General features: G+C 45.4%; 12 protein-coding genes. 6 read left to right on the top strand and 6 right to left on the bottom strand.

Annotated features, from left to right (window positions below):
* The first annotated feature begins 31 nt into the window (after positions 1–31).
* Positions 32–625: a MotA/TolQ/ExbB proton channel family protein gene (locus JMX03_RS04085; protein ID WP_201594671.1), complete on the top strand. Its 594-nt coding sequence runs from the start codon at positions 32–34 to the stop codon at positions 623–625.
* A gap of 16 nt (positions 626–641) precedes the next feature.
* Positions 642–1,043 carry an ExbD/TolR family protein gene (locus tag JMX03_RS04090; RefSeq protein WP_201594673.1) on the top strand — a complete coding sequence of 134 codons (402 nt, stop codon included), beginning with the start codon at positions 642–644 and terminating at the stop codon, positions 1,041–1,043.
* A gap of 210 nt (positions 1,044–1,253) precedes the next feature.
* Here JMX03_RS04090 and JMX03_RS04095 read toward each other — a convergent pair whose 3' ends face one another.
* On the bottom strand, positions 1,254–1,799 hold the full coding sequence (locus JMX03_RS04095) for a DUF2799 domain-containing protein (RefSeq protein ID WP_227695293.1): 546 nt from the start codon (positions 1,797–1,799) through the stop codon (positions 1,254–1,256).
* 421 nt (positions 1,800–2,220) lie between these two features.
* Between JMX03_RS04095 and JMX03_RS04100 the strand changes: the two genes are divergently transcribed.
* Positions 2,221–2,793, top strand: a complete 573-nt coding sequence (locus JMX03_RS04100; protein ID WP_201594675.1) for a hypothetical protein — start codon at positions 2,221–2,223, stop codon at positions 2,791–2,793.
* Positions 2,794–3,118: 325 nt separating this feature from the next.
* Complete coding sequence (topA, locus tag JMX03_RS04105; RefSeq protein WP_201594677.1) at positions 3,119–5,770, top strand: type I DNA topoisomerase; 2,652 nt, start codon at positions 3,119–3,121, stop codon at positions 5,768–5,770.
* Positions 5,771–5,878: 108 nt separating this feature from the next.
* Here topA and JMX03_RS04110 read toward each other — a convergent pair whose 3' ends face one another.
* From JMX03_RS04110 to lon, 4 genes are all read right to left on the bottom strand, one after another.
* Positions 5,879–6,436: a superoxide dismutase family protein gene (locus JMX03_RS04110; protein WP_201594679.1), complete on the bottom strand. Its 558-nt coding sequence runs from the start codon at positions 6,434–6,436 to the stop codon at positions 5,879–5,881.
* A gap of 192 nt (positions 6,437–6,628) precedes the next feature.
* Positions 6,629–7,738, bottom strand: coding sequence for an META domain-containing protein (locus JMX03_RS04115; protein ID WP_201594681.1), 1,110 nt, complete (start codon positions 7,736–7,738; stop codon positions 6,629–6,631).
* 39 nt (positions 7,739–7,777) lie between these two features.
* Positions 7,778–8,857, bottom strand: coding sequence for an META domain-containing protein (locus tag JMX03_RS04120; protein WP_201594683.1), 1,080 nt, complete (start codon positions 8,855–8,857; stop codon positions 7,778–7,780).
* A gap of 147 nt (positions 8,858–9,004) precedes the next feature.
* Entirely contained in the window at positions 9,005–11,542 is a 2,538-nt protein-coding gene (lon, locus tag JMX03_RS04125; RefSeq protein WP_227695300.1) for an endopeptidase La, read from the bottom strand.
* Positions 11,543–11,893: 351 nt separating this feature from the next.
* On the opposite strand from lon, the gene JMX03_RS04130 reads away from it, so the two are divergent.
* A complete protein-coding gene (locus JMX03_RS04130) occupies positions 11,894–13,255 on the top strand; it encodes a Na+/H+ antiporter family protein (protein ID WP_201594685.1) in 1,362 nt (453 codons plus the stop codon).
* Between the two features lie 100 nt (positions 13,256–13,355).
* Here JMX03_RS04130 and JMX03_RS04135 read toward each other — a convergent pair whose 3' ends face one another.
* The gene (locus JMX03_RS04135) at positions 13,356–14,228 is read right to left on the bottom strand and encodes a 5-formyltetrahydrofolate cyclo-ligase (protein WP_227695309.1); all 873 of its coding nucleotides are present in this window, start codon (positions 14,226–14,228) and stop codon (positions 13,356–13,358) included.
* Positions 14,229–14,359: 131 nt separating this feature from the next.
* On the opposite strand from JMX03_RS04135, the gene fumC reads away from it, so the two are divergent.
* Positions 14,360–15,760, top strand: coding sequence for a class II fumarate hydratase (fumC, locus tag JMX03_RS04140; protein ID WP_201594687.1), 1,401 nt, complete (start codon positions 14,360–14,362; stop codon positions 15,758–15,760).
* The last annotated feature ends 265 nt before the right edge of the window (positions 15,761–16,025 follow it).

Below are 16,025 nucleotides of genomic sequence, written 5' to 3' on the forward strand. Positions count from 1 at the left end.
AAATTAAGCAATAAAAACTAAGGAATCTGAGATGGACTTGGCAAGCTACTGGCAATATAGTGATGTGGTTACCAAAAGCCTATTTTTTCTGCTCCTAATACTATCCATTATTTCTTGGGTAACAGGCATTGTGCGCATTATTCAGAGTCGTAAACTGGCAGTCACTGTCGGCGATGATTTGAGTCAGCAGATTCAGGCGAAACGTCCTGAATTGATGGGCTCTGATGCTGCTACTCGTCGTTTGGTCACAGAGCAGGCATTATTAAAACATATCGGGCGCTACCGTTTTGCCAGTGAGCGTGGACTACCTATCTTGGGGACAACGGCGGCGATTGCTCCGTTTATTGGGCTGTTTGGTACTGTATGGGGTATCTTTCATGCGTTACATAATATCGGTGCAAGCGGCCAAGCAGGACTTGAGCAAGTCGCAGGGCCAGTAGGTGAGGCGCTGATTATGACTGGGCTTGGTATTGCAGTGGCTATTCCAGCCGTGGTGTTTTATAACCTTGCTGTGCGTATTAATCGCCGAGTAATGTACCATGCCAATGATAGAGCACATGACTTGTTGGCACAGTCTGCCGAGCTATCAGCTAAGCAAAGCGTAATAAATAAAGCAGCCGACTAAGACACTGGGAATAATGATGGCATTTCAGTTGGGCGAAGATGACGCAGCAAGCATGAATGAGATGAATCTCATTCCGCTGATCGATGTGATGTTGGTACTGATGATCATATTTTTATTGACCGCAACAGTGCTCAATCCCACGGTGGCACTCAATCTGCCGCAGACCAGTGCTGAGGTCAGCGAGCAGCCTGTAGAAATCATTCAAGTCAGTATTGATAAAGACGCAGGCATATTTTGGGACAGTGAGGCGATTAGCCTCGAGGAGCTAGATGAACGTCTGCAGGAGCAAGCGCTGGTGGGCAACGATCCTTCTATCCATCTACGCGCAGACAAAGACGGCAAATACGATACAGTCGCCCAAGTATTGGCTTCTGCCAGTCAGGCGGGACTCAGCAAAATAGCATTCGTCAATGAGTAGCGTTCGTCAAAGAATAGAGTCAGCAGTAAATCAGTCAGTATTGATACGCTGTTATTCACATGAACAAGCTTACCAAAAAGACTAATAAGCCCACCAATAAAAAAATAACGACGACAATGAGAAGAATGATTAAAAGAATAAAAGTTTTCTCCCATCATGTTTAAGTAAGCCTGCAAGGTTTTTACCTCTACCCTATATAGCTTCTAATACTTACCAGCCATAGCCGAATGGGCGGTAACCAAAGCGTCCATATCCATAGCCGAAAGGATAGGGAGAGCGCAGGTAATCAAGGTCACGTTGACGGATATAATAGTAGCGCCCTTGAGAGTAGGCCTCTTCTAATTTTTCGATACCTTCAAGTGGACAGACAGGCTGCCAGTCATAACCTTCACGCCCAAGCTTATAGGCGTTTAGCTCTGTACAATAGCGCTTGAGGCCTTCTTGGCGTCCTTGCTCCCACAGGATACGATTGGGAGCTGCACCCGCCACGTTGGCACAGCTATTGGTATAGTAACCAAAGTAAGCGCCTGAACGGCCTTGAATGCCGTCTGCATAACCGAGCTCTTGCCAGTTACTGGTCTGGCACTGCTGCGGTGTCAAGCTTTGAGTGGTGGCGCAGCCTGACAGTGCGAGTAGGCCAGCTGCCATAAGCGATAAGGTGCTGGTCGATTTTATGGTAGGTTTGAGAATAGGCTTAACGAGCCTTTTAATCACGAGAAGGCGCGATAAGGGATTTAGTTTAGAAAAATAAGTCATAATAAACCTGCTCGTGTCCGAAGTTATGGTTTATCATAGCATTTTTTTATGCTAACGACTTTTTCATCCTATTATTGAGTTTATTTATTTTTGCTTACTAAGCTGCTGATATTGCAGTGCTTATGCTAGAGAAAAACATATAGGACATGAGCCGTCGCTTGATTTTTTGCATAAGGTCACGATACTAGGGTCTGTATAGACTTGACCGCGACGCCTTGAAATAGTGGTGTGGTTGGACAATATAGTGACGTATAGTCGGAGCACTTTTAAACCGCTACGGTGTTATCCGCCCTAGATGTACTTAGTGTACTATCTGCGGTCGGTCGCCTTGTAGCGATTTTAAAGTTCCTTGACTATAGCAGAATGGCGATACATATATTGTTGTTAGACGTTCTTTATTCATTTATAAGGTCGGGTTGTCATGGGTGTATGGATTGCAATTGCCATTGTACTGTTTGTATTAGGTAATATGATGGCACTCAAACCTAACGGTAGTGACCAGCGCATAGATAACCTGCGTATGACGGCTCGTGGTCTGCAACTGAACCCCAAGCTTGTGACTTGTCCAGACTGGGTCAAAGGTAAAGACAACGAGTATGGCAAAGGCATGATTGGACAATACGCTTTAGTATTAGAAGGGGTAAGGTTCCCGCATGCACGCTATCAGCCAATTAATGGTGAGTGGCGGCCGGATAGCAGTGTCATTAGTAGTACAGAGAGCGACGGCTCAGCACACCCGCTCAATTTTGTTTTGGATAAAGTGCCGCTAGATCTGCCGTCGACGATTGAGCCTTTTGTAAAAGCGTTATTGATAAAGGCCAATTGTATTGTTATCTATTGGGAGGATGCCGCTTATGTCCGTCCCTCAAGCAATCCAAGCTTTCATACCCGATCTATAGAGCCTGATTTGACCGTACTAAAGTCGCAGCTTGAGACTTGGGCACTAGCAATGCAGGCAAGCTTACAGCGCAAGGAAAAATCAAGTCATTATTGAATACAGTAAGTTTTTGATAAAAAATGAACGATGAATCAAATAGCCATAAAGTGGCTAAAAGCGTTATAAATCAGACGTTATTCGAGCTGTTTTGTGCCATACCTTATTTTTACAGTTGACAGTTTGACGCTTAGCAGTGTAACGTCAAGACAAGTTTTAGCTCGTTTTGTGCATACGTAACGGGTTTACGGTTGTCGTTTTAAACGATCTTTATTATAAATAAGTCATTAATAATTTATTAAAAGTCACTAAAAACTATCACAATAAGTGATAACACTGCAGAATTTTATTCACATTTAATCAGTTTATTATGGTGTCGTCACACATGGCAAAAACCACAAGTAAAAAAAGCACTCCTACTACCGATACTACCAAAGGTAAATCTTTGGTGATTGTCGAATCACCTGCCAAGGCAAAAACGATCAATAAATACCTTGGCAATGATTTCATCGTACGCTCAAGTATTGGGCATGTACGCGACCTTCCTGTAAGCGCCAGTAAAAGTGCTAAAAAGACGGCTAGTGCTAAAAAAGATGATAGCCTTAGCAAAGAAGAAAAGGCGCAGCAAGCACTCGTACGCCGTATGGGCGTAGATCCCGAGCATGGTTGGGCGGCAGTTTATGAAGTACTGCCGAACAAAACCAAGGTTATTAAAGAGCTCAAGGCATTAGCCAAAGACGCGGATAAGATCTATCTCGCAACGGATATGGATAGAGAAGGGGAAGCCATCGCTTGGCACCTAAAAGAAGTCATCGGCGGGCCTGACAGTAAATATCAGCGTGTGGTGTTTAACGAGATTACCAAAACCGCCATTCAAAATGCCTTTAAAGAGCCGTCCAAACTGGATATCGACCGCGTCAATGCACAGCAAGCTAGGCGGTTCTTAGATAGAGTCGTCGGTTTTATGGTGTCGCCATTGCTGTGGCAAAAGGTCGCCCGTGGCTTATCAGCAGGGCGTGTCCAATCTGTTGCCATGCGTCTGGTCGTTGAGCGTGAGCACGAGATTCGTGCCTTTATCCCAGAAGAATACTGGCAGATCCATGCCGATACCCATATTGCCAATAGCAATAAAGATGCTGAGCAAATTGGCATTCGTTTAGAAGCCACCAAACAAGCGGGCAAGACCTTAAAGCTAGGTAATAAAGAGCAGACCGATAAAGTATTAGATGTTTTAAAGTCTAATGATTACATCGTCAAAGAACGCGAAGAGAAGCCCACGCAGTCACGTCCAAGTGCGCCGTTCATTACCTCAACCCTGCAACAGGCTGCCAGCACGCGCTTAGGGTTCTCGGTCAAAAAGACCATGATTTTGGCGCAGCGTCTCTATGAAGCCGGTCATATTACCTATATGCGTACTGACTCGACGTTTTTGTCTGGGGACGCGCTTGCTGCTGCTCGAGGTTATATAGAAGACAGCTATGGCGCAAAATATGTGCCCGAAAAGCCTAACTTCTATGGCAATAAGCAAAGTGCACAAGAGGCGCATGAAGCGATTCGTCCGTCAAATGTCCATATGAAGTCGACGCAGCTCAAAGCCGTGGAGCGTGATGCTATTCGTCTGTACGAGCTAATCTGGCGACAGTTTGTGGCCTGTCAGATGCTGCCAGCCAAATATCTGTCGGTGAATTTATTTGTCGCTGCAGGTGATGTTGAGCTAAAAGCGCGTGGCCGTACCATGACCTTTGATGGTTATACCAAAGTGATGCCACCTGCAAAAACCGACGATACTTTGTTGCCTGATGTCAAAAAAGGCGATGAGCTGACCCTAGATAAGCTTGACCCAAGTCAACACTTTACCAAGCCGCCACCGCGTTATACTGAAGCCAGCTTGGTCAAGGAGCTTGAGAAAAAAGGTATCGGTCGTCCTTCAACCTATGCGTCTATTATTTCTACCATTCAAGACCGCGGTTATGTGAAACTTGAAAATAAGCGCCTATTCGCTGAAAAAATGGGCGATATCGTCACTGATAGGCTGACCGAAAGCTTCCCAGACTTGATGGATTATACCTTTACTGCGGCGCTTGAGGACAAGCTGGACTACGTTGCCACTGGCGAGCGTGACTGGAAAGATGTCTTAGATAATTTTTATGGCGACTTTAAAATCAAGCTCGACAAAGCCAAAGATAAAGATGGCATGCGTCCAAACGATCCTACCGACGTGCCAGATGTGCACTGTGATCTGTGTGATCGTCCGATGCAGCTACGTACGGGCTCTACCGGTGTATTCTTAGGCTGTACGGGTTATAACTTGCCGCCAAAAGAGCGCTGTAAAGGCACCAAAAATCTGATGCCAGTGGAAGCTTTTGCCAATCTTGATGACTCAGAAAGTGACGATGAAGCAGCTGAAGTCAGAGACCTAATGGAGAAAAAACGCTGCCCGAAATGCGGTACGGCGATGAATGGTTATATCGTCGATGGTGGTCTCAAGCTGCACGTTTGTGGTAATAACCCCGACTGTGATGGTTACATTTTGGAAGAAGGTAAGTTCGAAGTCCCAGGCTCGGACGCTCCGACCATCGACTGTAACAAGTGTGATGGGCAGATGGAATTAAAGACAGGACGCTTTGGCCCTTACTTTGCTTGTCAAAAATGTGATAACACTCGTAAAGTGTTAAAGACTGGTGAAGCAGCACCGCCGCGTATGGATCCAATTCATATGCCAGAGCTCAAGTCGACTAAGCATGATGATTATTTCATCTTACGTGAAGGGGCGGCTGGTATGTTCTTAGCAGCGTCTAAATTCCCAAAAGTGCGAGAGACGCGGGCGCCAAAACTGGCAGAGATACGAGAAATCAAAGATAAGATGGAAGAGAAATTCCAATATCTGTTTGAAGGGCCAGACGAAGATCCTGACGGCAACCCAACCATTCTACGTTGGTCTCGGAAGAAAAAAGAGCAATACATTGGCTCTGAGAAAAACGGTAAAGCCACCCGCTGGGGGGTTTACTGGCGTAAAGGTGAGTGGGTAGAAGAATAACTGTTTGTTGTTATGGGGTTATATCTTTAATTCTTTAGATCATACTATTTTAAGCCACAAAAAAACCTCTTAGATACTCTAAGAGGTTTTTTATTGCTTACGATACTATTAGTTCTTTTCGATAATACCACAAGCGATACGGTCACCTGCGTTACCTGCGGGCTGGCTAGTGTAGTCATCAGCACCAGCATGAACGATAAAGGCACGGCGATAAACGCTGTATTTACCTGCTTCGGCAGCAGAGATTTTCTTATTTACATAGTTTATGGTAGCAACACCATTTTCATTTGCTGTTAGATTTGGCAAGTCGCCAGCATGGCCATCCATATCATCTGGGTTTGAGTGTGGCTTGTTGTCAGGATTGAAATGACCACCTGCAGCCTTACCCATATTGGCACAGCTACCCGTCTCATGGATATGTAGCGCAACCGTCGCCCCTGGTGTCATATTCATCAGCTTACCATAAACCTGTACACCACCGTCAACAGGGCGCAAAAACAGCTGTCCTACTTCACTATTAGAGCCATCTGTTGTGGTAAGGGTAGATTTTAGCGCAGGCTGAGCCAGTGGATTACCCGTCTGCATCTGTCCTTCTACAGTCTGACAAGCACTCAACGCTAGGGCTGAACCACATAATAAAGTAGTTGCGAGCATCATCTTTTTCATTATTCTCTCCATTTGTTTTTAGTAGTCTTAATTGCGAAATAACTGCGAATGTTTATCGTTATAATTTCATTGAACCGTACATCAACAATCGTTAATGTCGCAGTTAGTATAGCCAAGCACGGAACATGGTTGTTCATCAAATGCGCAACAATCGGTTAATAATTGTAAGTAACGTATGGGTTTGAAAGTCGATTACGGTATTTTCTTTGCTTCGTTTTGCCAGACCAAGGTTTCGCCTGTTTTCATCGTTTGCAGTAAGTTATAACGAGGCGTATTTGTCTGATTGTTTGCCGTTGACGATATTGGCTGTGAGGGTTTTAAGCTTAATGTTAGCTGACTGCTGCTATCACGCATCAAATCAAATAAAGCGCTTTCAATGCGATTGCCTGTCTCACCGCAGCCCATGACAGTGCTGATGATGGTGCCAACCTTGAAGATATGATTATTTAGCAAAAAATAAGGTGCCCTAGAGCCATTACAGTCTGAGCTAAAAGCGGCGTATTGATTGTCAGGCCAACTCTCAAAGCTCGCTGAAATAGGGTGATCAGGATGATAAAAATTGCCCATAGGTTTTCTAACTAACTGACCATTATCATTGTAAGTATTACTGACAGCGCTTACCAGCTGCCAATGATATTGCTCCAAAAGCTCATTGGTGATGGGTAATCCAGTGGCAGCAGGTAAGTCTTTGGCTACGCCTGTGAAGACTAGGCGCTTGCCATTTTCGATATTAAGTACCAAGCGTTTAGGGGCAGCTTTTGTATCGACTGGTGCTGATCCTGATATTGAATCTGAGTATGGCAATAATTCAAAATTAAGTCTGACAGGCGCGTACTTAGCAAATAACGATTGAATACTATTATCCTCTTTAATCGCCGTTTTGTTATCAGAGTTAGTGTCGTCATGACAATTTATGGGTGCTTTAGCAAGATGAGAATAATAGGGGTAAGGCGGCGCGGACAGCGCATGAAAATCCATTCTATACTGCTCATAGCCTTGATGCAGACTGATTGAGCTAGGATCTACTTGTAAGGTAATCGGCGCAAAATCATTTATATCGACAGCTTTACCGTTTTGATTCATCACTTGTGCCAACTGCCAATCATAATGAGCTGACCATTGCATCAGTTGCGCTTCTTTGATAACAGCCTTTTCAGTAGGATTGACTGTGTCAATGCTAGGGCTATGCACTGTATCGGTTTGCTGTGAGCTTTTAATAGATGCGGACTGACAGCTTGCTAGCCCCATTGTTACAAACAAGCTGATAATAGTTAATGAGCGTTTTATAGTTGGCAGGAGCATTGTAAAATCCTTTTTAAAAAACATGAAAATGAATAGGGGCTAAGGTGTTTTCTTTACTTCATTCTTCCAGATAAGCGTTTCTCCAGAATCTAGCTCTTGAGTGAGTAAGTAGCCAGGTATAGGTACGCTAGAAATATTAGATATCGATGTAATATCTGAGTGAGTCAGGGTTAATTGACTAGAACTGTTGTGCATAATGCGATCAAGATAATCTTCAATCCCATTAATTAAATCACCGCATCCCATCAAGGTTGAAGGAGAAGCGCCAATCAATAAGGTTTGATTAGTGGAGAGCGCGTAAGACCCACCAACGCCGTTACATCCCGTAAAAAACCCAACGCTTTGACTAAAAGCCCCTTGTTGATAATCGCTATGATTATATGAGTCAATATCAAAGCTTGCAGTAATAGGTACGTTTGGATGGTTTAATTGGCTAATAGGTCTATTGGTATGGTCAGTAGCACTAATAAGATGCCATTGATAGCGCTCTAATATTTCATTAGTAATGGTTAGTCTAGAGACGGCTCGTTTAGGCATAGCAGTGCCAGAAAAAATGAACATTTTGCCTTTATCGGTCGTTAAAGCCAGTTGTTTCGATGCTTTTTTAGAAAAGAGTGGCGATGAAGGCAGTACAGGATCAAACCTAAAATATGAATCTGAGTAAGGCGCAAATACAATTTCTAAAGCTCGTTGAATGTCGCCCTTATTTAAGTCACTGCCCGAATGAGAAATAGCTATACAATTATCAGGTAAGTCTCTTATGTCAGGCAATGAGTAGGGATAAGGCAAGGGACGCATAGCCTTAAAAGAACCCTGATAACGATGACAGCCTTCTTCAAATAATAAAATATCGGGGCGGACTTGCATTATCAAAGGTGGTTTATGATTAAAGGACTGAGTTTGACCGTTTTCATCAGTTACGTGTGTCAGTTGCCACTGGTATTTGGTAATCGTTTGCAAAAGTCTAGGTTTGGGCGTAGAGTCTGACCAATTGTCGTTGTCTACAGCAGGATTAGTAAATTCCGTGCTATTCAAACTAGTAGATTGGCAACCAAATAAAACTACTGAAGATAATAGACCAATCGTTAAAAGTGGACTAATTAAACGAATTAAAGTCATGATTGTCTGCTCGATAAACATTTGTCTAAAATATAGCACAAACGTCTAATCAGAACGGGTTTTTAAATAATCACAGAATAAAAAAGCCGCCCATCATGACGATGAGCGGCTCTTTAATTTGTAAGGCTGGATTAGTAACTAATCAGATTAGTTATGCAGTGCTTTACCTGAGGTTTTATCAACCGTTACTTTAGCAGGCTTAAGCGGCACTGGCATACTGACCAAGGCAACTTTTAACACTTCGTCAATCGTCGCTACGGGCTGAATGGTTAGACCTTCTTTGACATTATCAGGGATGTCAGCCAAATCACGCTCGTTAGACTCTGGAATCAACACATGCTTGATACCACCGCGATGTGCTGCGAGAAGTTTCTCTTTCAGGCCGCCGATGCGTAGGATCTTGCCGCGCAGTGTAATCTCACCTGTCATGGCAATGTCTGGACGAATGGCAATACCAGTCAAAGCAGATACCAACGCTGTCGTCAGTGCGCCACCAGCCGATGGGCCGTCTTTTGGCGTGGCACCTTCTGGCATGTGCACGTGGATATCCGTCGTCTTGACTGTTTCGTAGTCAATACCCAAGCTATCACCGCGAGCACGTACCACACTCATGGCAGCGCGAATCGATTCTTTCATCACGTCGCCTAGTGACCCTGTAAAGCTCAGCTCGCCTTTACCTTTCATCGCCACCGCTTCGATGGTTAATAGCTCGCCACCGACTTGTGTCCAAGCAAGACCAGTCACACGACCAATCTCAGGCTCTTTTTCAGCCAGACCGTAGTCATACTGATGCACTCCTAGATAGTCATCGATGTTTTTATCGTCGACTGTGACCAATTCACGTTCTGCCTTTTTCGGAGCACGTGCGCCATGTGTCTCGACCGAGCCGCGAACGACTTTACGGCAGATTTTATTGACTTCACGCTCAAGGTTACGCACGCCCGCTTCACGGGTATAATTGCGTACGATGCTGTGCAGCGCCGCTTCGACAATCTCAATCTCGCCTTCTTTGAGGCCGTTTTGCTTGATCGCTTTTGGTACTAGGTATTTCTGCGCAATATTGACCTTTTCTTCTTCGGTATAGCCCGGCAGACGAATGACTTCCATACGGTCAAGCAGGGCAGGCGGAATATCCATGCTGTTGGCGGTACAGATAAACATCACTTGCGACAAGTCTAAGTCCATATCCAAATAATGGTCATTAAACGTATCGTTCTGTGAAGGGTCTAATACTTCAAGCAACGCTGATGCTGGATCACCACGGAAGTCTTGCGCCATCTTATCGATTTCATCCAATAAGAACAGCGGGTTTTTGACTTCGACTTTCGCTAATGACTGCACGATCTTACCTGGCATTGCACCGATATAAGTACGGCGGTGACCACGAATCTCAGCTTCATCACGCACGCCGCCTAGCGCCATACGCACATATTTACGACCCGTTGCACGTGCAATCGACTCACCCAATGAGGTTTTACCGACACCAGGAGGACCGACCAGACATAGAATCGGACCACGAAGCTTTTTTACCCGTGACTGTACCGCTAAATATTCTAAGATGCGATCTTTCACGTCTTTTAGGCCGTAGTGATCTTCATCTAGGACAGCTTTGGCTTTATCCAAATTGATAGAAACCTTGGTCGTCGCATTCCACGGCGTATCCAAAATCCACTCAATATAGTTGCGTACGACTGACGACTCACTCGATGCAGGCGGCATCATTTTGAGCTTTTTCAGCTCTTGCTCCGCCTTTTTGCGTACATCGTCAGGCAGGTCAGCATCTTCTAGGCGTTGTTCAAGCTCGCCCACATCATCTTCACCATCAAATGCACCGTCACTCATATCAGACAGCTCATTCTTAATGGCTTTTAGCTTCTCGTTTAAGAAGTATTCGCGCTGGTTGTCTTCCATTTGCTGACGCACAGCATCTTGGATGTCTTGCTCGATGTTTTGTTCAGCACTTTGTTTGACCAGATACTCAGTCAAAGTATTAATATGCGTTTTGATATCGTCTTCTTCTAAAAACGACTGTTTGACATCAAGGTCCATCGATACGCGGGTAGAGATGAAATACACTAGCTCCAGTAAGTCATCGATACGCTTCGCCACGCGCGTCAGCTCACGAGCATTACGCAGACGCGAATCCGCATAGCTTTCAAACAAAGTGGTCAATGCTTGAATGGTATTTTTTTGCTGGCTCTCATCCATACTGACATCAAGATCAGCACGTTCGAAGCTCGCCATCAGTACTTCTTCGTGATCTTCTAAGCTATCGACACGCGCACGGTACTGACCTTCGATCAGCACTTTGATGCAATTCTCATCACTGTCATGCGGCATGGTGCTGACGATGCGGCACACGGTGCCATACTGATACAAGTTATCTTGATCAATGTCTTCGGTCAGCGAGTCTTTTTGCGCCACGACCAGTACCTTGTTGCCATACTCAGCCTGTGCCAGCTCAACGGCTTTTACCGAAGGAACACGACCGACAAATAGTGCTATCTGCATATGCGGATAGACTACCACGTCGCGTAGTGCTAGTAATGGCAGATAGTTTTCTGACGCAGTGCTTTGTATATTATCTGGCTCATTTTCTGACGATGTATTTGGCGCACTGTCATCAGTCATGGCAGTTGACACATCGATGTCGATGTTGTCTTTATCTATTTTATGTTCACTCATATATTTCTTCCTCGTTCACCAGACTTGTAAAGTCAAGTTAGTGGTTCATGTTAGGTAAATGGTGTCCTTAGAAAAAATTGCAAGGCCTTATGGCTCAACAAGGTAGAGAATAATGCGAGTTTGTTGGTGCACTGGCTAATGGCTGCTCCGTTCTGAGCATAGGCTTTATAGCGAAAATCAGGTAAACTGACGCGCGTCTGAATGGCTACGGCAGCGTTCAGTGGGCATGTCAGGCTACAAAGATGTCAGTGATAAAGTGATTTTCAGGCACTTTTAAAGCATTTTTAAGACATTGGAACGATATCAATAGACCAAACATAGGCGAGACAATACAGGGTAAGGGGCAAAAGTATGACAATCAATGCGGTGCTACTGGCGGTAGTCATCATGTTGGGGCTGTCGTTGGCACGAGTGCATGTGGTGCTCAGCTTATTAATCGGTGCGTTGGCGGGCGGCTTAATCGCTGGTTTAGGCATTACGGCGACTTTAGAAGCCTTTCAAGAAGGCATCCAAAACGGCGCGGGCATTGCGCTCTCTTATGCGCTGCTGGGTGCGTTTGCCGTTGCGATTGCGCATTCAGGTCTGCCGCAATCCTTGGCAGGAGCAGTGATCAAGCGTATCGATGCGGGTGGCACGAGTGGCATGATTAAGTACATGCTATTTGCAGGCTTGGTAGTGATGAGCTGCTTTAGCCAAAACCTAATTCCGATTCACATCGCTTTTATTCCGCTACTCGTACCGCCATTATTATTAGCGTTTAACCGTATGCAGATTGATAGACGCCTCATCGCTTGTTTGATTACTTTTGGTCTCGTCACCACTTATATGTTTATACCATATGGCTTTGGTGATATTTATCTCAATCAAATCATGCTCAAAAACGTCGGTGAAGCAGGCATTGATGTCAGTGATATTTCTGTCGTCAAGGCAATGGCTATTCCAGCTTTGGGGATGTTTATAGGCTTGTTAACAGCAATATTTATCAGCTATCGTAAGCCGCGTCAGTATCAACAGTTGACCATCAATAAAGAAGAGCGTGATGCTGTCGTAGAAGGCAACGACTTGAGCAAAAAGGCCGCTGGTGCGCAAACGCAAAGTAAGATGAAAACGCTAGTCGCTGTCGCTGCGATTGTCACCGCCTTTGTGGTACAGCTTTATACGGATTCGTTGTTGCTCGGGTCGATGTTTGGCTTTGCCGTCTTTATGGCAACAGGTGTGGTCAAGTGGCGCGAGGCCGATACGGTGTTTAATGACGGTATCAAGTTAATGGCGATGATTGGATTTATCATGATTACCGCGCAAGGTTTCGCCGAGGTCATGAAGACGACGGGTGAGATTGCGCCACTTATTGACGGCGCGACCAATTTATTTGCTGGCAATAAAGCCATTGCGGCCTTAGTCATGCTGGGTATTGGTTTGGTGGTGACCATGGGCATTGGCTCGTCATTCTCTACCATTCCCATTATTGCTGCTATTTATGTGCCTTTGTGTATGTCTTTAGGGTTTTCGCCACTCGCTACGGTGGCTATTATTGGTACCGCTGGCGCGCTTGGTGATGCAGGTTCTCCTGCTTCTGACTCAACCCTTGGGCCTACTTCTGGTCTCAACGTGGATGGGCAGCATGACCATATCAAGGACAGTGTGGTGCCGACCTTTATTCATTACAATATTCCATTGTTGGCGTTTGGTTGGATTGCCGCGATGGTGCTTTAATGGGTCTTATAGACTCTTAGAGATGTAAAAAAGGCGAGTGATTTTATAATCATTCGCCTTTTTAGTTTGGCTGTTAGATGTTTTTGGCTCAAAGCTACTATTAGTCAAAGTTATCTATTTCACCTGATAAATGACTCAAAAACTCGTCACTTTGTGCCAGCAACTCATTTAAACGCGCTTCATTGATTACGCTCGATAGCTCATTAGAACTAAAGGCTTGTTCTTGACTATAGTAGAGCATCTCCCTAGCGTCATCGTTTCCTAATGTTTGTAAGTAGGTATCAACCGTATCGGCGCTAGAGGCTTTTCCCTCAGCGCTATCATGAGCGGTTACATTATTATCAAACCATATTATACCGCTTGGGGTTATTACACCATCTAAGGGCACATCCCACGGTTGCCGAGTTAATTCTTCAACCACTTGAAAATCATAGCACCAGCCGATTTTGAGCGGCTTGGCAGCACCTGATCGATGGCTTTTACCCAGAGTTGTATCATAAAAGCCGCCACCCATGCCCATACGGTTGCCGTTCAAATCTACTGCCACGAGCGGACAGATAATGACGTCTAACTCTTGCGCCCATAGCAATCTACGACTGTGATTCTGCTTCATACCTAAGCGATGGATGCGAGACGGTATGTTTAATAGTTTAGAGTGATAAACCGGCACAAAGCGCAGACGCTTATCGTCATTTCCCTTATCATCACGACCGAGCGAGCCAACGACTGGCAAATAAGCCTGATAGCCTAAACGCAGACACCAATCGAGCAAGGGCTGCGTGGGCAGCTCACCAAACCCATCATAATACAGACCAATACGAGCGTTCGGTGGTAGGCGCTGTTGCAACTTAATTAACTGTAGACTTGCCGCCCGACTACGCTGTCTGCGCTCGCTCGCCGTCAGCTGACGACGCTGGCGAGTGAACTGGCGTCTGGGTGGATTAGTAGTGGGCATTATTTGGTTTTTTGACATCGGTTTCTCTCGCAGTCGTTGAGAAATTTTTGATAAGTCATGCTATCATAATGACGCTTTACATCCTATTCTCCTTTATGTGCAGCATGCGTTGCACTTTCTATGGATAAATAAAACCAAAGAGGACCGTTATGTCACAGAATCAGGCAACTCGTACCGAAAAAGACACCATGGGCAACGTGGAAGTCCCAGCTGATGCTTATTGGGGCGCGCAAACTCAGCGTAGCCGTGAGAACTTTAAAATTGGTGGCGAGACCTTGCCACGTCCGATGATTGAAGCGATGGCGCTGGTCAAAAAAGCCGCTGCCATCACCAATGCGAGCCTTGAGCGCATCGAAGCTGACAAGCGCGACTTGATCGTACAAGCCGCTGATGAAGTGATTAACGGTGGTCTCACCGATCAGTTCCCACTCGTCGTCTGGCAGACCGGTTCTGGTACCCAGTCAAACATGAACATGAACGAAGTGCTGGCCAACCGTGCCAACGAAATCGCTGGTTCTGAGCGTGGTAGTTATACACCAGTCCACCCGAACGATCACGTCAACCATGCACAGTCGACCAACGACAGCTTCCCAACCGCCATTCGTGTGGCGGCTGCTCGTCAGATTAACAGCTTGCTTATCCCAGCAGTAAAAGCGCTACGTGATACGCTAGACGCCAAGGCCAAAGAATTCGATAGCATCGTAAAAATCGGCCGTACGCATCTACAAGACGCCACGCCATTGACCTTAGGCCAAGAGTTTAGCGGCTATGTCAGCCAGCTTGATCATTCGCTCATTCGTATTGATAATGCGCTACAAGGGCTATATGAATTGCCACTGGGCGGTACTGCGGTCGGTACAGGTCTTAACTCACACCCAGATTATGCGGTAAAAGCCGCTGAGCAGTTGGCTGAGTTAACTGGCTTGCCGTTTGTGACCTCTCCAAACAAATTCGAAGCCCTAGCGGCGCGTGATGCGGAAGTATTTGCTTCTGGCGCCCTAAAAACGCTGGCAGCAAGCTTAAACAAAATCGCTAATGACGTACGTTGGCTCGCGTCAGGTCCTCGTTGTGGTTTGGGCGAGCTGACGATTCCTGAAAATGAGCCAGGCTCATCTATCATGCCAGGTAAAGTTAACCCAACTCAGTCAGAAGCCATGACCATGGCTGTGGCGCAAGTGATGGGTAACGACGCTGCCATTAGCTTTGCTGGTGCCGCAGGTAACTTTGAGCTCAACGTTTATAAGCCGGTCATCGCTTATAACTTATTGCAGTCAATCAAGCTACTTGGCGATTCTTGCAACAGCTTTAATGACAACTGTGCGGTAGGTATTGAACCAGTCAAAGAAAAAATCGACGGCTTCTTACACAACTCACTGATGCTAGTGACTGCGCTTAATCGTCATGTTGGTTATGAAAACGCTGCGAAAATCGCCAAGACCGCTTATAAAGAAGACAAAACGCTTAAGCAAGTGGCGGTTGAGATGGAGCTGATGACTGAAGCTCAGTTCGATGAGTGGGTCATTCCTGCTGATATGGTACATCCTAAGTAAGTCGTAGACCAAATAGTGACCTGCTACGGTGTCAGACTTGCTTAAGGTACGATAGGTACAATTTGCGTGCGTCTTGTAGCAGTGTCATATTTGTTGCACTAAGAAGTAAGTTATTTGAAAAACCTTGTCATGTCATGTGGCAAGGTTTTTTTTATCTATTGAATGAACCACATACATAGCGCGAAACAATGTCTTACGCTCAGACGACAAGCCAACTAATATTTATAACAGCACCAACAAAAATTTTGGTTAAAATGGTCGCATA

This window comes from Psychrobacter fulvigenes (assembly GCF_904846155.1).
GTDB classification, from domain to species: domain Bacteria; phylum Pseudomonadota; class Gammaproteobacteria; order Pseudomonadales; family Moraxellaceae; genus Psychrobacter; species Psychrobacter fulvigenes.